Source organism: Paenibacillus hunanensis (genome assembly GCF_014645615.1).
Lineage (GTDB): Bacteria > Bacillota > Bacilli > Paenibacillales > Paenibacillaceae > Saccharibacillus > Saccharibacillus hunanensis.
Genome location: NZ_BMMB01000006.1, coordinates 69,463 through 91,360, shown reverse-complemented (window position 1 = coordinate 91,360; position 21,898 = coordinate 69,463). Strand labels below are relative to the sequence as shown.

Below are 21,898 nucleotides of genomic sequence, written 5' to 3'. Positions count from 1 at the left end.
CGTTCTGAATTATAACATTGACATTTCCAACTTGCAAGCCTTTTCATTAAAAAAGTTACAAGAACTATTCGTTTTTTTCGACGAAACGCTGTAAATGCATTGTCAAATAACTAACCTCAGCCGCATAGACCGGGCGACGTAGACGCTTCTCCATCATCTTGGTCAGCTTCCATGCGAGCGAATACACTTCCGGATATTCCGACTTGAGCATTTCCTCCAGTCGATGAGTGGCTGCTACCTTCTCTCCACGCCGAATACGCTCGATCGCAAAGCGGAGATGCGTCAGCAGACGTGAATAGTCCAGACTGTCTCCGGCAATTTTCAGATGCAAAGAATCCTCAACCACCTTGATCATATCGGCAATAAGCCGCGAATGCGACTTGATCTCCGTAATATGCTGATCTGTCAGCGCACTATAAATATGCAGAGCCACAAAGCCGATCTCATCCTCTTCCAGACTGATCCCCAGACGCTTATTAATAATATCCAGCGCATGCTCAGCCAGTCTATATTCTGCTGGATACATTTCACGTGTCTCATACAGAAATGGATTTTGCACGGTCATCCCCTGCTCGGCACGCTTGATCGCAAATGCAATATGATCGGTTAATGCGATGTGAATATGCTCATTCAGCGGTGTTTTGCTTTCTTTATTAATATAATGAATGATCTCATTGATCACTTCGATGATTCGCTCGTCAATCTGTGTCGCCAGCTGCTTATACTGCTCCTGCTCCTGTTGATTGGTCAAAATAAACATTTTCTCGACGACATCCAGCGGAATCTGATCGCTCGCCTTGCGGTTAAAACCGATTCCCTTACCGATCACCACGACTTCTTCATACTGGGGATGATCTGCAATAATTACGTTATTATTCAGCACTTTAGCTACCTGTAGGCTGCTCACAGTTGCACCCCTTTTTACTATCGCCTTATCCCGAATAAGTTATCAAAAAATCACTGCTACGTCAATACGAAACGCCCGGCAGTGCGGCAACGCAAAGAGGCGGCAAAGCCTTTTTTGATGCGACTTTACCGCCCTTTTAGGATACGTGAAGCTTTGCAATTTCATCTATTTAACAAAAGCTAATGCCATCTCTATTTTATATGGGAAGAGATTCGATATCGATCCAGCTACTGATTGCGTTTGGCTTTCTTATACTAAACCCATCGAGTTCATGCATGTAACGTATGAATTGGAAGCATGCATGTTGTGTATCGATTGAAGCTTCAATTTCTTATTGTGCATGACTTTTTCCAGCATTAAGCCTTACTTTCTTCACGTTCTTCTATCGTATCTTGCTGAGCTACAGGCTGCTGCACGCTGCGCGGAGCTTCGGATGGCGTTACCACCGCAACAGGCTCAATGGTCAAAGCGTCAAGCACATCCACTGCTGTAGCCGGGCGAGCGTCTACTTTACTTTTATTGCGACTGGCAGCTGGTGTGCTCGGCTCGGTTGGTTGTCCGGTGAAATTTTTGATCATCGATTCCAGATCCAGACCGGAGACACTTTTTAGCATTTCAGGAGCAGTTGCCATCAGCTCGGTCACGTAGCTGCTCACTCGTGCAGCACCGCCGCCTTCACCTTTCCCCGTATCGACAACGGTTAGCTTATCAATGCTGCTCAGTGGGCTTGCGATTTTGCCTGCCAGCTCTGGGAGCATCTTGGAGATAATATCGAGAATTGCTGCCTGACCGTAATTTTCAAATGCTTCAGCCAGCTTTTGCTTCGCTTCGGCTTCGGCAAGACCACGCAGACGGATCACATCCGCTTCGGCTGTACCCTGTGCACGCTCGACCTCGGCAACCGCCAGACCGGCAAGACGCTGCTGCTCAGCAGATGCCTTTGCTTCGGTTTCGATCGAATATTTGCGTGCTTCAGCTTCACGCATTTTACGCGACTTTTCGGCTTCGGCGGCTTGCTCGACCGCAAAGCGATCCGCTTCGGCTTTCTTTTTCACCTGTGCGTCGTACTGCTTCTCGCTTACGGTGATTTCGCGTTCCTTCAGATCGATCTCACGCTCTTTGCGAACAAGCTCGATCTTCATTTGCTCTTCCATCATAATCTGCTTTGCTTTAGCTTCTTGAATATGGTAAGCCTGATCCGCTTCGGCACGAGCGGTATCCTGGTCTTTTTTGAAGGCAGCAATTTTGAGTTCTTTTTCCTTCTCTGCCTCCGCGATATTCGTATCGCGTAGAAGCTCTGCCTTCTGTCCTTCCTGCTCTGCCTGTGCTTTTTGAATACGAGAGTCACGTACCGCTTCCGCTTCGGCAATCTCGGCATCTCGCTTCACCATTGCGATACGCGGCTTACCGAGCGCTTCCAGATAACCATGCTTATCACGTACATCCTTGATCGTAAAGGAGACAATTTGTAAGCCCATTTTCTTGAGATCACGCGCTGCGACGCTCTGTACCTCCTGTGCAAAACGATCCCGATTACGATACACTTCCTCTACCGTCATCGAGCCCATAATCGAACGCAGATGACCCTCCAGCACTTCCTGTGCTTCACTTTGCAGCGCTTGGATCGGTTTACCCATAAACTGCTCAGCAGCTGTAGCTACATCTTCAACCGAGCTACCGATTTTGATAATCGCTACCCCGTCTGCCATAACAGGCACACCCTGCTCGGTATACACCTCAGGTGTGGTCACATCGAGCTTGTGCGACAGTAAGGACAGGAACTCTGCCTTTTGAAAGATCGGCCATATAAATGCACCGCCACCACGTACAATCTTAATCTTGCGTCCAGAACCATCGTCAGAAATGTTTTTACTTCCTAAAAATGAACCGGTAACGACCATTGCTTCATCTGTGCTCACCGTTTTGTAGCGCGCCCAGAACGTAATCCCGAGCACCACCAGTACAATAACAACGACTGCTACGATCAGTACAACTTCATTTACAAATGGCATCGCATTCTCCCCTTTTGGCTTATTTGTAGTTCGGCATACCTGCCGGATATCGCCATACCGCTTACTTTGTTGGGACAAAGACAGACAGGGATTATGAACGGCTATGTATATCATCTTTCTAATGTAACGTTAAAGCCGTTCTATTGGCGCAGCTACCTCCTTACGGTAGTGACTGCAACCTTTCAATCTGCTGGTCATATTAGCGTAGCGAAGAATGGGATAAGGAGGACAATACATCCTGCTTTTCAAATTCTGCTACTGCCAGTATTCCTTCCTGTTCCTCGATAATGACCACGCGTGAACCCACAGCAATGGAGCAATGATCAAAGCTAGAAGCAATATGCACGACATTGCCTCCAGATAAACGAACCATCACTTCGCCATAACCAGTCTCTGGAACGGGAATGGTGATTTCTCCAATTTTGCCAACCAGCTCACGGATTGAATAGCCTGTCGATACTTCGCTGTGCTCCATCGGCTTGATATAAGCAAAAAATACGAGCAACGCACCCAGTATTCCCGCTGCAAGCGATAAGACCAGCACAAGCGATGTGGACAATGTTGTGTATTTGTCCAAAATGATGCCTGCCCCGCCAAAAACCGTCACTGTCCCGGCTAATACAATCGGCTTGAGAAAATCTACACCTGGTAGCTCCAAGCCACCTAGCACGTCTCCTAGCCAGTCACCAAAGACAAGACTGAACAACGCATAGACCGCTCCAATAATCAGACACGTCCAATATAGCGTTTCCATAACGGTGTACTCCTTTCTCTCGATTTCTAACGCTGTGGAGAAATGAATAAGTAGCAAGTAGCGCTTTTTCATATCGACCACAGACATAGAAAATGGCGATATACCTATAATTACGTATGCAAAGGATATTGGTTTCATATTTATATAAATTTATCCAAATTTATATAAAATAAGGACGATTATTGAGGGGAATAGAGGATTAGGATCTGTGTAATCAGGAGAGTTACTTTTCAAGAAATGAATCATTATATTGATGAACGAATTTTAAGATTGGAGGTTCACAAAGTATGATAACGTTTAGCGAAGCTACGCAGGAGCATCTGCCTGCCATAGAAAGTAAATCATTATAGGAACAATTAGCTTTATAATGAGAAAAATTCGCTGAAATGAGAACAGGTTACTAAGCAAAGTTACTAAGCAAAATTTTATTATCGTCTGATGTACTGCATACAGTATCGGCTCTACATGAAAAGTTCAATAAAAGATTCGATGTTGAAAATAAACCTATTTTTAAAATACCTGACACAAAAAAGCGATCTGCCCCATATGAAATAAAGGACAGATCGCTTCTCATTCTATCTTATTGTTTTCATTGCATAAGTTAAGCCTGTTCAACGGCTCATGCTCTATTGCAAAAGCTACTACGATTCAATCCATATTGAATCGATAACTTACAGAGACATACGGTAGATTTCGCGTACATCGTCCGCTTTCAGCTTCGCAAAGTTACCGAAGGATGGGCCGAATTTGAGTGTTTTTTCAACCATCAGGTCGATCTGGCTATCGTCGATTTCGTAATCTGCCAGGCGGCTAGGCGCACCGATCGATGTCCAGAAATCGCGCAATGCCTGGATACCTTCTTCGCCTACCTGCTCATCGGATTTGCCTGCTGGGTCAACGTGGAATACGTTTACCGCCAGCTTCGCAAAACGTGCAGGATTTACTTTCAGATTGTATTGCATCCAGTTCGGGAACAGGATCGCCAGACCGCCGCCGTGCGGAATATCATAAACAGCGGATACCGCATGCTCGATATTGTGTGTCGCCCAGTCACCCGTTACGCCCATGCTCAATACGCCGTTCAGCGCCATTGTACCGGAGTACATGATCGTAGAACGCAGCTCAAAGTTTTCCAGATCATTGATCAGACCTGGAGCGGCTTCGATGACAGCGCGAAGCACGGACTCACAGGAACCGTCCTGAACCGGTGTATTTTCTTCTGGATGGAAATAAGTTTCCAGTACGTGAGACATCATATCTACGATGCCGTATACCGTCTGGTCTTTTGGCAGGGAATATGTGAATTCTGGGTCCAAAATGGAGAACGATGGGAATGAGTATGCGCTGCCCCAGCCCAATTTTTCCTGTGTGTCCATGTTGGTAATAACGGAACCGGAGTTCATTTCAGAGCCAGTTGCTGCCATAGTCAGTACTACACCTAGTGGCAATGCGCCAGTTGCAGCTGCTTTGCGCTCAATGATCTCCCATACGTCTCCATCATATTTTGCACCGACGATGATCGCTTTAGCGCAGTCAATTACACTACCGCCACCTACAGCAAGCACGAGGTCGATATGGTTCGTTTTGCACAGCTCAACACCCTTGTGTACAGTGGTCAGACGAGGGTTAGGCTCTACGCCTGCCAGCTCGGTTACTGTTGCGCCCGCTTCATTCAGCTTGGCAATCACTTCATCATACAGACCGGAGCGCTTGATGCTTCCGCCGCCGTATACGAGCAGCACGTTTTTGCCGTATTTAGGTACTTCACGTTTTAATGTTTCCAATTGGCCTTTACCAAAGATCAGGCGAGTTGGGTTATAGAATTCAAAAGATTTCATCTTGAAAAAGCCTCCTTGAGCGATAAGTTAGTTACTGTTTCTTAGCCCTTTACAATTATATACTGTAAGCTGGCAAAATCAAAATGTGTTGGGGGGGCTGCATCTATCGGGGCGTGTGCTTGAATCATTAGGTGATTGTGCGTATACCACTTCGGAAAGGAATAAGGGAACGGACTCGGGTGGAGCCGCGGGAATCTACTGAATTAGGAATGAATGTAGATTCCCGCCCCTCGGAAAGGGTAAGATATTTTGCTTTCGCAAAAATCACTCTTCATTGGACCTCGTGTTAGGAAAGCACTAACACGGTAAGCCGTCCTTTTCCCTTATTTCCTTTCCTTCGTTCCGTGATGCTTGCAACATTCGTAATTGATGTGGAGCAGATGAATAAATGCAGCGGTAAAAGGAGAGAGCAGTAGGAAGCGACTAGTAAGAACAGAGATTAGTAAAAGTAGTGAAATTAGTTGCTTTATTACTTCTATCTTGTCCGTATCCTTATACCTGTAGCTATTGTAGATGCTTATCACCTGGAACCAACATATATTATGATTTTGAGAATGGGTTGGGTTACAATAAAATAATTTTAGGCAATTATATTTTAATAAACTTATATTCAGATTTCAAATCGGGTTGGTGTGATTTGATGATTGGAGTGGAGGTGAATAGCACAAAAAGCCATGCTACGGTTATGTTGGGGGACCGTAGTTTGGCTTTTTGTGTTTGTTGCGTGGGTTGGTTCATCTGTTTGGTTGTTTGGTTCGTTGGTTGCTTGATTGATTGGTTGAATGTGTTCGGTGGCTTTGTTTAATGATATTACTTTGTTGAATGGCTTGGATAGAGCTTATTTAGGGTTGAGCTGGTAACCGGTGCTTTCTAAGAAGCGTTGGAAAGCGGCGCGGCCTGTTTCGTCTTTTTTATAGACGCCAGCGTGTTCCAGAATTTCGGCGAATTTGCGGCCGACTTCGTCTTGTACGGTCAGGGTAGCCGCTTCTTGCTCCAGCTCTGTACCGTACTGGGTGACCATTTGCTCTGCCCATTCCAGATGATGTGCTAGCTTGTGGTCGGCTGTGCTGCGCAGCTCGTCCAGCAGCGCGGTATTGCCTGTCAGAATCGAGCCGATCTGATCCAGCTCGTCTTTTAAGCGACCGGGCAGAATAGCTAGACCCATGACTTCGATCAGACCGATATTTTCGCGCTTGATATGATGCATTTCACGATGTGGATGGAAAATGCCATCCGGGTGCTGCTCATTGGTACGATTGTTGCGCAATACCAGATCCATCTCGTATTGCTCACCACGACGGCGTACGATTGGGGTTACGGTATTGTGTCGTACCGGGTTGCCGTCTGCATCTGGTGTAGATGCTAGAATGTCCACTTCGTCATCGCTATACACTTTCCATGCCTCGTAGATATCGTTAGCTGCTTCCAGCAGTAAGGTATCGTTGAAGGCACGCAGACGAATTACGGACATTGGCCAATTGACCAGCTCCAGCGTAATATCTTCGCGTGTCTCGTGACGATACGTCTGCTCTACCGCTGCTTTTTCAATCGGGAAGGTATGACGTCCACCCTGGAAATGATCATGTGTCAGGATCGAGCCACCTACGATAGGCAGATCGGCATTCGAGCCCAGGAAGTAATGCGGGAATTCGCCAACAAAATCAAGTAAACGACGCAGTGTCTGCTTGGTGAGCTGCATCGGCACGTGGTCATGATGGAACACGATGCAGTGCTCGTTATAGTACACATACGGCGAATATTGCAGGAACCACGCTTCTCCACTCAGCATAAGTGGCACCACGCGAAGATTTTGACGCGCTGGGTGATTGATACGACCGGCATAGCCTACATTTTCGCGGCATAACAGACACTTCGGATACGATGGCGGTGGCAACAGCTTTGCCTGCGCGATTTCAGCTGACGTTTTCTCTGGCTTGGATAGGTTGATCGTCATTTCCAGATCGCCGTAGCTGCTTGGTTGCTTCCAATATACATTTTTCGCGATACGATCCATACGGATGTAATTGGAATTGATCGACAGCTGATAAAATTGATCGGTTGCCGATTCGATACCTTCCCGATCTAGTGTATCGAAGAAATCTGCGGTCACTTCGGATGGACGCGCCATCAGTAGACCCATAATCTCAGCATCCATCAGGTCACGGTACGTATCGGTATTTTCTGGCAGCATGCCGATGCTGTACGCATAATCGAGAATGGTATCGATCATCGGCTGCGGAGAATCAGCAGGCTCGCCCTGATCCACACTTGCCAGCAGCGGTACGTTAGCGTCGTATGGCTCATCAAAGCGGAATTTGCTTAGTAGCATATTGCGCGCATAATCGAGGTCTGCAACCTTGATCATCTGCTTATCAAAAGCGAATTTGACAAGTTCATCAATCGCTAGCAGTGTCTGATTTTGTTCGTTCGTACGTTCTGTATTATTCATGGTTACCATATCCTTGTGGTTTGGATTCGTGCCATTGCCATGCGCTGGCGATAATATTTTCAAGACTATCATGCTTTGGTGTCCAGCCCAGTACAGAGCGTGCTTTTGCAGAGGAAGCGATCAGTACAGCCGGGTCGCCGCTACGACGTGGCTCGAATACGGTAGGAATTTCGCGTCCGGTTACTTTTTTCGCAGTTTCGATTACCTGTTTAACCGAGAAGCCCTGACCATTACCGAGGTTAAAGGCGCTGCTTTCGCCGCCACCAGCAAGGTACTCTACTGCTTTCAGGTGAGCATCTGCCAGATCGCTAACATGAATGTAGTCACGTACGCAGGTGCCATCCTCAGTTGGATAGTCATCACCGAAGACGGAGATATGAGCACGCTGCCCAAGTGCCGTTTGCAAGACGAGCGGTACCAGATGGGATTCTGGACGATGATCTTCACCGATTTTGCCGCTTGCATGTGCGCCTGCTGCGTTGAAATAGCGCAGAGCCACATAACGGATACCGTGTGCTTTATCAAACCAGGACATCATGCGCTCCATCACAAGCTTTGTTTCGCCATAAACGTTAGCTGGCTCCGTACGATCCGTTTCTTCAATTGGTACCTTGTCCGGTTCGCCATAGGTTGCTGCTGTGGAGGAGAATACGATGTTTTTCACGCCAGCTTTGTGCATTTCCTCAAGCAGACACATCGCTCCATACACGTTGTTATCATAATATTTGGCAGGGTTCTGCATGCTCTCGCCTACAAGCGAGCTTGCTGCAAAGTGGATCACCGCTGTAATTTTATTTTCTGTGAAAATACGTTCCAGTAGCGCCTTATCGCGCAGATCGCCTTCATAAAAAGTACCGCCCAGTACAGCTTCACGGTGCCCTGTCAGCAGGTTATCAATAACGACAACCTCTTCACCACGATCCAGTAGCTCTGCTACCGTATGTGATCCGATATACCCTGCTCCACCTGTTACCAAAATAGCCATTGTTTATTCCTCCTGATCAATGTGTAGTGTGAAATCGCGTTGTACCATTCTCTGTATTGTATCTGTATATGTTCAGGCATACCGTATATTCAGTATACCTGTAATCCGCTCTGTTCTCTCCTCACATCGGTAATCCAGCCGATGCGCTCCTATGTGTAACCCAGTCTATCCCGCTCTATAGAGGACGCATTACTTCCATTCTGTAACGCCATCTCCAGCCGAGCAGACGTAGAAATCTGCCTTCAAGCCAGTCCGTTCTTCATATGCAGCTCCCACTTCTTGCAGGAATGTCTCTACCGAATCCTCATGTACGAGTGATACGGTACAGCCACCAAAGCCTGCGCCTGTCATACGCGAGCCGATCGTACCGGAGATGCGGCGTGCTTCCTCAACCATCACATCCAGCTCCTCGCAGCTCACTTCGTACAGGTCGCGTAGCGATTCATGTGAAGCATTCATAAGTTCACCGAAGCGCTGTAGATCATCCTCCTGCAATGCCTGTGTAGACGCCAGCACACGTGCATTTTCCTCCACAACGTGGCGAGCACGATCACGTACAATCGCATCTTCAATCTGTACTTGCAGCAGATCGAACTGCTGAGGTGTTAATTGTGCCAGATAATTCAGATTCTCGACATGTGGCTGTAGTGCGCTTAATGCGGCTTCACACTGGGAACGACGCTCATTGTACTTGGAATCTACAAGACCACGACGCTTGTTCGTGTTACCGATCACGATGCGATATTGTCCGGTACGAAAAGGCACATGCTTGTATTCAAGCGTATCGCACATAAGCAGAATCGCATGATCCTTCAAGCCGTTAGCCACTGCAAATTGATCCATAATTCCGCAATTGACACCGACAAATTCATTTTCCGCTTTTTGGGAAAGAACAGCGATCTCAACAGTATCAATGTGACCTTGCTCCATGCTCAGCATCGCATAGCCCGTAACTACCTCGATAGAAGCCGAGGAGGAAAGACCAGAGCCATTCGGGATGTTACCAAAGAACAACAGGTCATAGCCACTGCTGAGCAGCGTGCCCTTTTGCTTCAATACGGTCATTACGCCGAGTGGATAATCCATCCATTCTCCAGTGTGGTCACTGCCGATGGAATCGACTTCAAATTCACCTTCCAGCTCTGGAAAATTGACCGAGGCGAGTCGGATCATGCCGTCCGTATTGGCACGAACTGCCAGCGCTGTACCGAATTCTAAAGCGGCAGGCAGCACGTAGCCACCATTGTAATCAATATGCTCGCCGATCAGATTGACGCGCCCTGGAGCATGGAATACGCGGATCGCGCTACCTGCACCATATTTATCTGTAAATGCCTGTTTCATCTGTTCCTGATTCATGAGTCAATTCCACCTTATCTATCCAAATTCATCGATTGCACTCTAGCTGTGCTTGTTTCTGATATCAGTATAGCCTGAAACCGCTACCTCGCGTAATGAACAGATGTGCTGTTTATATGGATAAATGTGACTTCGGAATTGTATAATGATAACAGGTCTATATGACGAGCATATGAACAGAGCTACGCGTCTATGTAAAATATGCGGAAAGGGGATTACCATGCTGCAAGACAAGTTTTATCAGGTCGCACCGAATCCTGTTTTTCATGATTCCGGCTCTCTCTACGTGCTGTTCACAGGCGAAAGCCAGACAGCACCAGCTCACCGACTCGGTCCCAAAATCTATGACTACTATCTGTATCATTATGTAACAGAAGGACGTGGACAGTTCATCACAGAGAATCGCACATACAAGCTTAGTAGTGGAGACTCCTTCCTCATTCATCCGGGGCAGCTGGTTAGCTATGTATCGGATCAGCAGCAGCCGTGGCATTATCACTGGGTTGCTTTTGCTGGTGAGCAGGCAGCCGAGCTAGTACGTCAGACAGGGTTTTGTGCAGATGCTCCTGTAGCACGCGCCAGTCAGCAGACTGATATTACTAACCAGATCGGCAATCACCTGAGCGCGATGCTGCAAGCCTTTTACACACAAAAGGATAGCTCCGATCTGGGCGCACTCGGTTATCTGCATCTAATTATGGCCGAGGCGAGCGAGCAATTGACTCAGCAGGAGGCGTTACCGGGTGCAGAATCAATTACGCGTCGAACCGTCAAGCAGATGATCCATTACATGTCGAGCCAGTATGCCCATCCTGTCTCCATCGAGGATATGTGCAGTAGCATCGGATATAACCGTGCGTATATGTCGCGCATTTTCAAAAAAGAAACAGGGATGACGCCAGTAACATATTTGCTCAAGCTACGTATCGACAAAGCGCGTCAGCTACTGCGTGAGCGTCCAGAGCTATCCACACAGCAGATCGCTGCTTCGGTAGGATTGACGGATGCACTGTACTTTTCCAAGCAGTTTCGACGTTTTTATAGTGTGTCACCGAGTCAGTATCGAGCATCGATTCAGCGCCCGGGCTAGTTGCAAAGTCGATCGTTCGCACGATAGTAAAGCTAGGCAGTAAAGCTAGATAGTAAAACTAGAGGAGATAGTCCTACCAGTAACTGAACGGCTTCTGCTCAAGTATAGCCAGAACGTAAGCTTAAAATACACGGTCAAGCGATGCTAATGGATGGGCGATAAAGTCATTCCAGCTTGCCAGCGAATGATACCCTTTATGCTCCTCATCATAGCAGCCGATCTTGCGTGAGCCTGGATGCCAGACGATGTGTAGCCCACTATAGTTGTCTATTGTAGCGGATAAACGTAACAAACGTGTACGCCCGAGCCTCATTTCGATCGTATCGGTTAGCGTGAAAAATTCAATGTAACCGATGCCCAGCTCATTTTCTGGTAGCGTTAACGTCAATGGATCACCGCTAAGTCTCTCTACAAGCGCTGCTGGAAGCTTGTACGCTCGTAACGCATGCAGCTTATTACTACGATCATGAAAGGCTGGCGGCTCCAGACTCTGGATATAAGCAGCCAGTTCGGTATGCTTCTCACTAACCGCAATCGTATACGCACGATCTCCATTATCTTCACAGATTGTCAGATCAGCGCCCTGTTCAATCAGGTAGCGTGCGATCTTATCGTAGCCATTCCGTACCGCTACCGTTAATGGAGTGGCGCGATAGGGGAAAATGGAGTCCGGCTTATTATAGTTAATGTCTACCCCTTGCTCTACTAAATATTCGATCATTCGCAGATCATGCTGGCTCACCGCTTTGCGCAGGATCGCCCCGGCATGCTGACGAATATCCAGACCAAGCTCATGCAGAAGCGGAATATTCTTTTTGTTCCCGTAATAGGCTTCATCATAAGCATTATTGTTCAAACGACTCATTAATTCCAGCTTAGCTCCTGCTGCATACAGTTTGCGTATATCGGTTTCGTTAGCATAACGCACAGCCGTGAGCATAGCCGGATATTGCGGATCATTCAGTTCAACTTCTCGCTCCAGCAGGGCTTCCACAATGGAGCTTTTCCCCATGATCAATGCAAGTTGCAGTGGAGTAAGCTTGATGTTTTTGCTTAAGGACAATGGTTGATTCAGTTCGGTATACCTGCCTGCTGCCCATGCCTCCCGCAGCTTTTGTACCTGTCCCTCATAGATCCATAATGCTAGCTCAGGCAAAGTATGGAATTTGCCTTTATCTTTGATCGTATACATATCCGTTTCCTCCTTCTCGTTTACGCTTTGACTTCTTTTTATTGTCTTTGTTTTTAGCGAAAAATACAATCTATATGCAAAATAGCCATAGTTGCTGTGTGCCTGATCTGGCGGCACTACAACTATGGCTATTGGATCGCTATTAAAGCGTGTATAGATACCGACGGTATTCGTTAGAATAGAAGCAGAGTATTCCCCTTGAAGCTTCATCCCGGAATGTATTTCTGCTGAATGTGCACATGCCACAGGCATCAAACCAGCCATTCAACATGACTGCCTGTATTTATTTAGAACGTTGAATGTTTAATGCTAGCCAAGCCTGTTCTTATCAATCAGCTAGCACTCATTATTTACCTGTCTGCTAGTTACGCTTGCTCTGGAGCTGACTTCAAAATCGTCTCAATGCGCTGCAATTCCTCCGCAGAGAATTCCAGATTATCCAGTGCAGCGATATTTTCCTCGATCTGAGATACACGGCTGGCACCGATAAGCGCAGAGGTGACTTTGCCATGACGCAGTACCCATGCCAGCGCCATTTGCGCCAGACTTTGACCACGAGTAGCAGCGACCTGATTCAGTGCACGCACTTTACGTACTGTCTCCGGTGTGATCTGATCCTTACCGAGAAATTGCGATCCGCTAGCAGCACGGGAATCTTCGGGTACGCCATTCAAGTATTTGCTTGTCAGCACGCCCTGCTCCAATGGGCAAAATGCGATACTGCCTGCGCCAACTACGTCCAGCTCATCCTGCAAGCCGTTTTCAATCCAGCGATCCAACATCGAATAACGCGGCTGGTGAATCGTCAGCGGCGTGCCGAGCTCTTTTAGAATACGAGCCGCTTCGCGTGTCTGTTCAGCAGAATAGCTAGAAATACCCACATATAGCGCTTTACCGGAGCGCACGATATGATCCAGCGCCATCATCGTTTCCTCCAGCGGTGTATCTGGATCGAAGCGGTGAGAATAGAAAATGTCCACATAATCCAGACCCATACGCTTCAGACTTTGATCAAGGCTGGATACGAGATATTTGCGGGAGCCCCATTCACCATACGGGCCTGGCCACATATAATAACCAGCTTTCGTAGAGATGACCATCTCATCGCGATAAGGAGCCATATCCTGACGCAGCACTTGTCCAAATGTCTCCTCAGCCGAGCCTGCTGGTGGGCCATAGTTATTCGCCAGATCGAAATGTGTAATGCCAAGATCGAAAGCGCGTGTTAGCATATCACGAGAATTTTCAAGCGTATGTACACCGCCAAAATTATGCCATAAACCGAGTGAAATCGCTGGTAGCTTTAAGCCCGAGCGTCCGGTACGGTTATACTTCATATTGTCATAGCGTTGTTCTGAAGCTACATAGACCACAATGATCCCAACCCTTCTGGTAAATAAAATCAATGCCCATTTCCACACAAATCATAACGGAAGCGTTATCATTATGCAAATGAATTTGCAGCTGTTGATGTATAGCTATTGTTTGCCGTATTGATAGCAGCAGACTTTATACCATGCAATAGTCTCGCTTCCACTGCAACAATCTCTATCGATATTCTTTTATCTGGAATACCGCCGCTGGCGAATCTGCTCCATAATCTGTCCAATCGGCTCTGTAATAATCAGATCGGCATGACGATCATGCGCGGTGGCTGAAGCATTCATCAGCACCGTATAATTTCCCCGGAAATATTGAATAAAGCTGGCTGCTGGATAAACAGTCAGCGAGGTACCCCCAATAATAAGCAGATCCGCTTCACCCAATGCAGCAACCGTATTGCCGATTACATCGGAATCCAGCGATTCTCCATATAACACTACATCCGGTCGAATAATGCCATGATCAACCGGACAACGCGGAATCCCTTCCTGAGCGAGCACATCGTCCAGAGAATAGGTGTGCCCACAGCTAATGCAATAATTACGATGCACCGAGCCATGTAGCTCTAACACATGCCGACTGCCTGCCTTCTGATGAAGACCATCGATATTTTGAGTGATAATCGCACTTAGCTTGCCCTCATGCTCCAGCTCGGCAAGCAGGTGATGCACCGAATTCGGCTGTGCATCCGGATGAAGCAGACGTGTACGATAAAATTCATAAAACAGCTCTGGCTCGCGCTGGAAAAAACGATGACTGAGCATCTCTTCTGGCGAATAGCCACGCTGCCCGCTCTCACTATACAGCCCCTGTGCTGAACGAAAATCAGGAATTCCGCTCTCCGTCGATGTGCCTGCACCGCCAAAAAATACGATGCGCTGTGACTGCTCGATCCATCCAGCCAGTTGATCTACCTTGTCCATTAGCTTCGCCTCCTATAACTTTATTCTAAAGATGCACGATTGGCATCTATCCTCGTTATTATTACCCTTTTATCGATAAAAAGCAGCGTTCCCTGTGCGCCTGAAATGGCACGAAACGCTGCTTCTATCCAATACTTATTCTACATGCATATCATTGTTACTTGAATCTTACTTGGACTTTTGCGAAGTTGCTGGAATGTCCTTCATCCAGCTTACGAGTGCATTGACCATCTGATTGCGCTGCTCCTGCTCGGTAATCTGAGCAGGCTTGTCGCCCTTTTGCTCACCATAGCTACCAAATTGGGCATGATCGCCGCCCTTGATACTATAATAGACCGTATCGGCTGGCAGCATTGTGCGTGCAGCTTCATATTTATCGCGCTGCAACACACCATCATTGGATGCACTAATCGACATTACAGGCAGTCCGCTGTTACCAAGACTTCCTTTAGAATCTGGATAGGAAGCCAGGAAAAACACCCCTGCCATACGATCAATATGCTCTGCCGCATAACGTGCAGCAAATACGCCGCCCAGTGAATGACCACCGATAATAAACTTCTGATCAGGATGATTATCCAGTATCGCCTGTGCCGCATCGGGCTTGAAGAAAGCGAAGTTAAATGGCATTTTCACAATATATACGGGATGACCGGCTTTGGCTAGACTTTGCGCCAGCAAGCTATATGCCTCTGGCTTCACCCGTGCACCCTGGTAAAAGATAATTCCTACCTTGGACGACTTCGCTGGAGCAAATTCGATCCATTGGTCGGTATTTTTTACAGTTACGCCTTCAGCTGGCGTCGTTATCGCCTGCTCTGCCTGTGGTGTTGGGCCATATGGTGTGAGTACATACCACGCCGCTGCACCCGTAGCAATAACGAGCAGAATTAAAATAACCAGCAATATTTTGCCGATGGTGCGCGCACGACTTTTACGCCGGGTACCTCCATAGCTTCCAAAACCACTTGTTTTCCGTCTAAACATCCTTATCTCCTTCCATCAGCAATCAGGCATGATGTCCGTATAGGATCACGTTGTCCACGTGCTGCACCTGATCTGATCAGTGATTGCCTCAACTGACAGACCAAGCACAAGGCCTGACGCTTCCCGTCTATACTTCATGTTGCTGCGGTAATCATTGGTTTGCGCTTATCTGAGCAACCAGTGTCCAAGCAGACCAACATGGATGCAAAGCAGCCTGTCTCCCTCGCAGGACAACAGGCCGCTGGTATGTCTAGTATAACATTTCCACTATGTCAGAAGAAACCTTGCATGCCAATCCAGCGGTATAATCCACTTTAAGACAAGCTATACAAGTTTTGCAGACGTTTGCAAAATGGATTTTGTTCATGCCCTACATTATCATTTCTGCCATTTTACAGAATGGTTCCTGTCTTACAAGAAGAATACTTAACACAGAATTTAGCCTTGCTTGGCTTCATGATATGCCTTCATATACTGCTCGGACTTCTGGCGCACCAGGCTGAGATCGCCTGTTTTGATCGCATCGGTAGTTAGATCGGAACCGATGCCAACAGCGACTGCACCGCCCTTGATCCATTCACCCAGATTATCCAGTGACACGCCACCAGTTGGCATAAAGTTCGCTTGCGGCATTGGACCTTTGAGCGTTTTGATAATGGATGGCTGATATAGATTGCCCGGGAATAGCTTCACAATATCCACACCGAGCTCCAGCGCGTGCTGTACACCTTCGAGCGTGGTCACACCTGGTAAGACCGGAACACGATACAGATTGCAGATTTTAACTGTTTCTGGATTAAGCGAAGGGCTTACCACGAATTCAGCACCCGCCATCATTGCTGCGCGTGCAGTCTGTGGCTCCAATACGGTACCTGCACCGATAATTGCAAAATTGTCTGATTTATCGGATTTCCAGCTATACATCCGGCTTAGCTTCTCAATCGCATGGAGTGCACCTGGAACAGTGAGTGTAACCTCAATAACTTTAATGCCGCCAGCAATCGCTTGCTCTGCCATCGCGAATACCTGATCCGCGGATTCACCGCGCAGAACGGCAACGACACCGTAGTCCATCATTTTTTGCAGGATTTGCAGTTTTTTCATGTCAGTTCTCCTTTAGACTTGAGAATACTTGCCTTACCTTTGCATGAATACGGTGACTGTTCTATGTTGTCTGCTTCACATTTAACGTTCGATGTGTACTTTGTTACCTAGCTTTGCTTCAACCTGGGTATGGGTCGGTAATGCTTCCCAATCGCCTACCGCCTGGATCACCATGGAGCCATTCAGATTCCCCAGTCGCACCGCTTCTTCATTGGAATAGCCACGCAGCAAGCCTGTCAAAAAGCCCGCACAGAAGCCATCTCCGGCACCGACGGTATCCAGCACCTGCTCTGCTTTAAAATACGGTACTTCCAATGTACGATCCTTTTCGACAACATAAGTCAGATCCGGGCCGCCCTTGACGATACTAATCGCCTTGAGCTGACGCAAACGATCGAAAATCTCTGCATCACTGGACGTCTCATACAGCAAAGCCAGCTCATCCAGCCCGGGCAGGAAATAATCGCAGCGCTCGGCGAGATCAAGCAGCACAGGCCGTGCTTCCTCCAGCGTCCACAGCTTCAAGCGCAGATTCGGATCAAATGATACCGTTACACCTGCTTCAGTTGCAATCTCCATCGCACGCTTCACGGTAGCCAGTCCAGAGGAGCTGATCGCTGCTGTAATCCCAGTCACATGCAAAATTCGTGCGCCCGCGATATAGTCAGCATTCAGATCGTCCGGCTGCATATGGCTTGCTGCCGAAAAACGGCGGTAATAGTGTACCGATGCTTTACCAGACACATTTTCACGTAGCATGAGTCCAGTCGGTTCGCCATCCGCTAGAATCGAGCGTGACACATCCACGCCTTCTCCACGAATTGCCTTTTGAATCATATGACCAAGCGGATCATTGCCAAGTCTGCCACACCATCCAACTGAATGACCGAGCCGGGCAATACCGATTGCCAGATTACTCTCTGCACCACCGAACGACTTGCGCAGCTGTGCTGCGTATTCCAGACCACGAGAGTCCTCCGCCGTCAGCAGTCCCATCGATTCCCCAAAGGTCACGACTTCCGGAGAGCCTGTCTGATTGTTCATGTTTCATCCCCCTGATTCAAGCGATTTGTGATACAGGATATGTAACCGCGTACACTCTCCATTTTCGCAACCGCTTTCTTGCTTGTCAATGATTCCGCTCCATCAATGTTTGTACATTTTTGTTCAACAATAATGAACTACTTGTGATTAAATTCACAATATTAAAATTCCGTTTGCTTTATTTTTAAACTATCAACTTGCCAAAGGAGTCTGAAATTCATGAATACCGCACATAAGCAGCTGACTGCTCATCATACAGAGGCGATCGAAACGTATTTTATTAATTTGCGCTTTTTGCTTATTGTATGTGTAGTGGCTGGCAATATGCTAGAACCGCTTGTTCGCCATTCTGCGATGGCAGAAGGTATCTTTTTATGGATTTTCTCGTTTCATATGCCGCTATTTGTGCTGGTGACTGGATTTTTTGCACGTTCTAATTTGCATGGTCGCACAGGGCAACGGGTGCTGCGTACAATCCTGCTACAATACATTTTATTTCAATCGCTATATTCATTACTGGATATGACCTTTTTCCGTGTCGATGGAGTTGTACATTCGTTTTTTGCACCTTATTTGTTGCTATGGTTTTTGGCAGGGCATGCTTTCTGGCGCTTGCTCGCTATTGCGCTGCATCGCTTGAGCTTACCGCTTCAGCTGACGATTGCAATTCTGCTCGGTCTATTGGCAGGCTGCTTGCCGCTGGACGGTGTGTGGCTGGCTATTTCACGTACATTGATTTATTTTCCCTTTTTCATGATTGGTTATAGTCTGAATGTGTCCAAGCTGTCTGCCATGATCGTGCAGAAGCGTCGACGGCTTGGAACGATCGGTTCTGTGCTGCTAATGCTGTCCTTTATTATGCTGCATTGGGAGTTACCGCATGGCTGGTTTTATGGAAATCAGACCTTTATGCAGCTCGGCGTCTCTCTAGAGCATGGACTACTCATACGAATCGGCATGTACAGCTTACAGCTAGTTGCTTCTCTTGCCTTTCTCGCCTGGGTACCACGGCGGGTAGGTTATCTCACCGGATGGGGTCGGCGCACATTATATGTGTTTCTTTTACACGGACTTGTTGTGCGTACGCTTGTTGCAGCGGGCTTTGTTCATGCACTTGGCTACAGCCCGGCAAGTGTAATATTTCTAGTATTATTTTCCATATTAATGGCAGTCGCGCTCGCTCAGCCGATTGTACAAAAATGGACGAAAACCTGGATCGAGCCTTGCGTTCCGCGTCCAATCACGGTTTTCTGGCACTATATTCAGCATAGTTCTTCAGTTACAAAATAAATGGCAGGTGGATAAATTAGGGAATTTTCGTTTCAGGCAATTTAGACAGGGTAATTAATGAGCAACTAGTTGTATCACAATAATAAGGTTTTTTACCTTTATACTGACAGGAGTGAAATTGTTATGGCAAACACCAAGAGCAATGGCAAAATGACCCGCCAAGAAGCCGGTCGCATGGGCGGTCAAGCCACTTCCCGTAAACATAGCAAAGAATTCTATCAGCAGATTGGCAAAAAAGGCGGACAGGCAACCTCCCGCAACCATGATAAGGATTTCTATCAAGAGATTGGACGTAAGGGTGGCGAAGCCACTTCGGAAACGCATGATCGTGACTTTTACAAAGAAATCGGTCGTAAAGGTGGGAGTCGTTAACATTTCTTCCTATTAAACAGGAGAAATGTATACGATAGCCTAATCATCGAAAGTAGACTCTTTTAACGATGCACAAAAAGAGTCTGCTTTTTTGTTGTCTTTTTCTCTGTAAATTACATAATATAAGCTGGCAAAAAGCTAACACATATGATAGACTCTATTAAAAACTTTTGTGTAATATCAGCCTGTAAGCCTATGTTGACACATATTGGTCCGTATGCCAGAACGCTATTTGCCTTATGTTCATCTGCTAGTTTGCTGTATTATGCAATCCTTTTCCAGCCTTGGACTTTGCTATTCAACCGCGCTAAAGTCACAAAGCTACTATCATATATTTGGGGGGAAACCGACACCATGGCAGCCAACACAAAAAACAAAATGCGCTCGGACATGATCAAAAAAGGTTTCGATCGTGCACCGCACCGCAGCCTGCTGCGTGCAGCTGGCGTTAAGGAAGAAGATTTCGACAAGCCGTTTATCGCTGTATGTAACTCCTACATTGATATCGTTCCGGGGCATGTGCATCTGCAAGAGTTCGGTAAAATCGTCAAAGAAGCGATTCGCGAAGCGGGCGGTGTACCGTTCGAGTTCAACACAATCGGCGTCGATGACGGTATCGCAATGGGCCATATCGGCATGCGCTATTCCCTGCCAAGCCGTGAGATCATCGCTGATTCTCTGGAAACAGTCGTATCCGCTCACTGGTTTGACGGCATGGTTTGTATTCCAAACTGTGACAAAATCACACCAGGTATGCTCATGGGCGCACTGCGTGTGAATATCCCGACTCTGTTTGTCAGCGGCGGCCCAATGAAGGCTGGTAAAGACAGCACAGGACGCTCCATCTCTCTGACATCGGTATTTGAAGGCGTTGGTGCATACCAGGCTGGCAAAATTGATGACAAAACACTGCTGGAGCTGGAACAATTCGGTTGTCCAACCTGTGGTTCTTGTTCGGGTATGTTCACAGCGAACTCCATGAACTGTCTGGCAGAAGCACTCGGTCTGGCTCTACCAGGTAACGGTACGATTCTGGCTGTTGCTCCAGAACGTCGTGACTTTGTTCGCAAATCGGCTACACAGCTGATGGAACTGATCAAGCTTGATCTGAAGCCACGCGACATCGTAACGGAAAAAGCGATCGATAATGCATTTGCACTGGATATGGCAATGGGTGGTTCTACCAATACGGTATTGCACACACTGGCACTGGCACACGAAGCTGGCTTCCAGTATCCAATCGAACGCATTAATGAAGTAGCCAACCGTGTACCTCACCTGGCGAAGCTTGCTCCTGCATCGGACTGGCATATCGAGGATGTGCATCTGGCAGGTGGCGTAAGCGCCGTACTGAATGAGCTGCTGAAAAAGCCGGGGGCTCTGCATGAGGATTGCATTACAGTTACAGGTAAAACGATTCGTGAAAATGTAGAAGGCCAGGAAATTCAAAACCATGAAGTTATTCATGCGATTGATAACCCACACTCCGAACGTGGCGGTCTGGCAGTTCTGTTCGGTAATCTGGCACCTGAAGGCTCGATCATTAAGGTCGGTGCGGTTGATCCGTCGGTTGGCGGCTACCACAAAGGCCCTGCGATCTGCTTCGATTCTCAGGATGATGCGCTGTATGGCATCGCTAATGGTCACGTCAAGGAAGGTCATGTTGTCGTTATCCGTTACGAAGGCCCGAAAGGCGGCCCAGGTATGCCAGAAATGCTCGCTCCAACATCTCAGATCGTTGGTATGGGTCTGGGCGCGAAGGTTGGTCTGATCACAGACGGACGCTTCTCCGGCGCATCTCGCGGTATCAGCATCGGTCACATCTCACCAGAAGCAGCAGAAGGCGGCCCGATCGCATTCGTTCATGATGGCGATATCATTGAGCTGGATCTGAACGAGCGTCATATCACGCTGCATGTGAGCGACGAAGAGCTGGAAGAACGCCGTAAGAATGAGTGGAAAGAATTCGAGCCGAAGGTGAAAACCGGTTATCTGGCGCGTTATTCCAAGCTTGTTACCAATGCTAGCATGGGCGGTATTATGAAAATCTAATCGGTATATTCGGTTTAATAGAGACGTTCTGGATCGTGTGAGCTGCGATCTGGAGCGTCTTTTTTTGCTGTCAGGATAATCTCTGCTAGCTGGACAACCCTAAATTAACGCTGTTGCTGTTGCAAGTATACTATCTACACGTCATATGTATACTCGA

At 47.4% G+C, this 21,898-nt stretch carries 16 protein-coding genes and 1 pseudogene; 4 read left to right on the top strand and 13 right to left on the bottom strand.

Annotated features, from left to right (window positions below; genetic code table 11):
• Positions 1 to 64: 64 nt before the first annotated feature.
• From glcT to IEX62_RS13965, 7 genes are all read right to left on the bottom strand, one after another.
• Positions 65 to 907 (bottom strand): glucose PTS transporter transcription antiterminator GlcT, encoded by an 843-nt coding sequence (gene glcT, locus IEX62_RS13995; RefSeq protein ID WP_188776162.1) that lies wholly within the window; start codon positions 905 to 907, stop codon positions 65 to 67.
• 356 nt (positions 908 to 1,263) lie between these two features.
• Complete coding sequence (gene floT / locus IEX62_RS13990) at positions 1,264 to 2,919, bottom strand: flotillin lipid rafts scaffold protein FloT (protein WP_188776161.1); 1,656 nt, start codon at positions 2,917 to 2,919, stop codon at positions 1,264 to 1,266.
• A 199-nt stretch (positions 2,920 to 3,118) separates the two neighbouring features.
• The gene (locus IEX62_RS13985; RefSeq protein ID WP_188776160.1) at positions 3,119 to 3,673 is read right to left on the bottom strand and encodes an NfeD family membrane protein; all 555 of its coding nucleotides are present in this window, start codon (positions 3,671 to 3,673) and stop codon (positions 3,119 to 3,121) included.
• A gap of 671 nt (positions 3,674 to 4,344) precedes the next feature.
• Positions 4,345 to 5,511 carry an iron-containing alcohol dehydrogenase gene (locus IEX62_RS13980; RefSeq protein ID WP_188776159.1) on the bottom strand — a complete coding sequence of 389 codons (1,167 nt, stop codon included), beginning with the start codon at positions 5,509 to 5,511 and terminating at the stop codon, positions 4,345 to 4,347.
• An 838-nt stretch (positions 5,512 to 6,349) separates the two neighbouring features.
• Positions 6,350 to 7,960, bottom strand: a complete 1,611-nt coding sequence (locus IEX62_RS13975; RefSeq protein ID WP_188776158.1) for a UDP-glucose--hexose-1-phosphate uridylyltransferase — start codon at positions 7,958 to 7,960, stop codon at positions 6,350 to 6,352.
• Positions 7,953 to 8,945 carry a UDP-glucose 4-epimerase GalE gene (galE, locus tag IEX62_RS13970; protein ID WP_188776157.1) on the bottom strand — a complete coding sequence of 331 codons (993 nt, stop codon included), beginning with the start codon at positions 8,943 to 8,945 and terminating at the stop codon, positions 7,953 to 7,955. The genes IEX62_RS13975 and galE overlap by 8 nt, the downstream gene beginning before the upstream one ends.
• Before the next feature lie 189 nt (positions 8,946 to 9,134).
• Positions 9,135 to 10,304 (bottom strand): galactokinase, encoded by a 1,170-nt coding sequence (locus tag IEX62_RS13965; RefSeq protein ID WP_188776156.1) that lies wholly within the window; start codon positions 10,302 to 10,304, stop codon positions 9,135 to 9,137.
• Positions 10,305 to 10,524: 220 nt separating this feature from the next.
• Here IEX62_RS13965 and IEX62_RS13960 point away from each other — a divergent pair, with 220 nt between their 5' ends.
• A complete protein-coding gene (locus tag IEX62_RS13960) occupies positions 10,525 to 11,394 on the top strand; it encodes an AraC family transcriptional regulator (protein ID WP_188776155.1) in 870 nt (289 codons plus the stop codon).
• Between the two features lie 121 nt (positions 11,395 to 11,515).
• Here IEX62_RS13960 and IEX62_RS13955 read toward each other — a convergent pair whose 3' ends face one another.
• The 6 genes from IEX62_RS13955 to IEX62_RS13930 form a co-directional block, all read right to left on the bottom strand.
• The gene (locus IEX62_RS13955; protein WP_188776154.1) at positions 11,516 to 12,586 is read right to left on the bottom strand and encodes an ankyrin repeat domain-containing protein; all 1,071 of its coding nucleotides are present in this window, start codon (positions 12,584 to 12,586) and stop codon (positions 11,516 to 11,518) included.
• Positions 12,587 to 12,951: 365 nt separating this feature from the next.
• Complete coding sequence (mgrA, locus tag IEX62_RS13950) at positions 12,952 to 13,959, bottom strand: L-glyceraldehyde 3-phosphate reductase (RefSeq protein ID WP_188776153.1); 1,008 nt, start codon at positions 13,957 to 13,959, stop codon at positions 12,952 to 12,954.
• 189 nt (positions 13,960 to 14,148) lie between these two features.
• Positions 14,149 to 14,892, bottom strand: a complete 744-nt coding sequence (locus IEX62_RS13945; RefSeq protein WP_188776152.1) for an NAD-dependent protein deacylase — start codon at positions 14,890 to 14,892, stop codon at positions 14,149 to 14,151.
• Between the two features lie 168 nt (positions 14,893 to 15,060).
• The gene (locus IEX62_RS13940; RefSeq protein ID WP_188776151.1) at positions 15,061 to 15,879 is read right to left on the bottom strand and encodes an alpha/beta fold hydrolase; all 819 of its coding nucleotides are present in this window, start codon (positions 15,877 to 15,879) and stop codon (positions 15,061 to 15,063) included.
• Positions 15,880 to 16,317: 438 nt separating this feature from the next.
• Complete coding sequence (locus IEX62_RS13935) at positions 16,318 to 16,983, bottom strand: bifunctional 2-keto-4-hydroxyglutarate aldolase/2-keto-3-deoxy-6-phosphogluconate aldolase (protein WP_188776150.1); 666 nt, start codon at positions 16,981 to 16,983, stop codon at positions 16,318 to 16,320.
• An 81-nt stretch (positions 16,984 to 17,064) separates the two neighbouring features.
• Complete coding sequence (locus IEX62_RS13930) at positions 17,065 to 18,027, bottom strand: sugar kinase (RefSeq protein ID WP_188776149.1); 963 nt, start codon at positions 18,025 to 18,027, stop codon at positions 17,065 to 17,067.
• A 219-nt stretch (positions 18,028 to 18,246) separates the two neighbouring features.
• On the opposite strand from IEX62_RS13930, the gene IEX62_RS13925 reads away from it, so the two are divergent.
• From IEX62_RS13925 to ilvD, 3 genes and pseudogenes are all read left to right on the top strand, one after another.
• Entirely contained in the window at positions 18,247 to 19,317 is a 1,071-nt protein-coding gene (locus IEX62_RS13925; RefSeq protein WP_188776148.1) for an acyltransferase family protein, read from the top strand.
• Between the two features lie 123 nt (positions 19,318 to 19,440).
• Positions 19,441 to 19,680, top strand: a pseudogene (locus IEX62_RS13920) (KGG domain-containing protein); the annotation flags it as partial.
• Between the two features lie 387 nt (positions 19,681 to 20,067).
• Positions 20,068 to 21,741 (top strand): dihydroxy-acid dehydratase, encoded by a 1,674-nt coding sequence (gene ilvD / locus IEX62_RS13915; RefSeq protein ID WP_188776439.1) that lies wholly within the window; start codon positions 20,068 to 20,070, stop codon positions 21,739 to 21,741.
• Positions 21,742 to 21,898 lie beyond the last annotated feature (157 nt).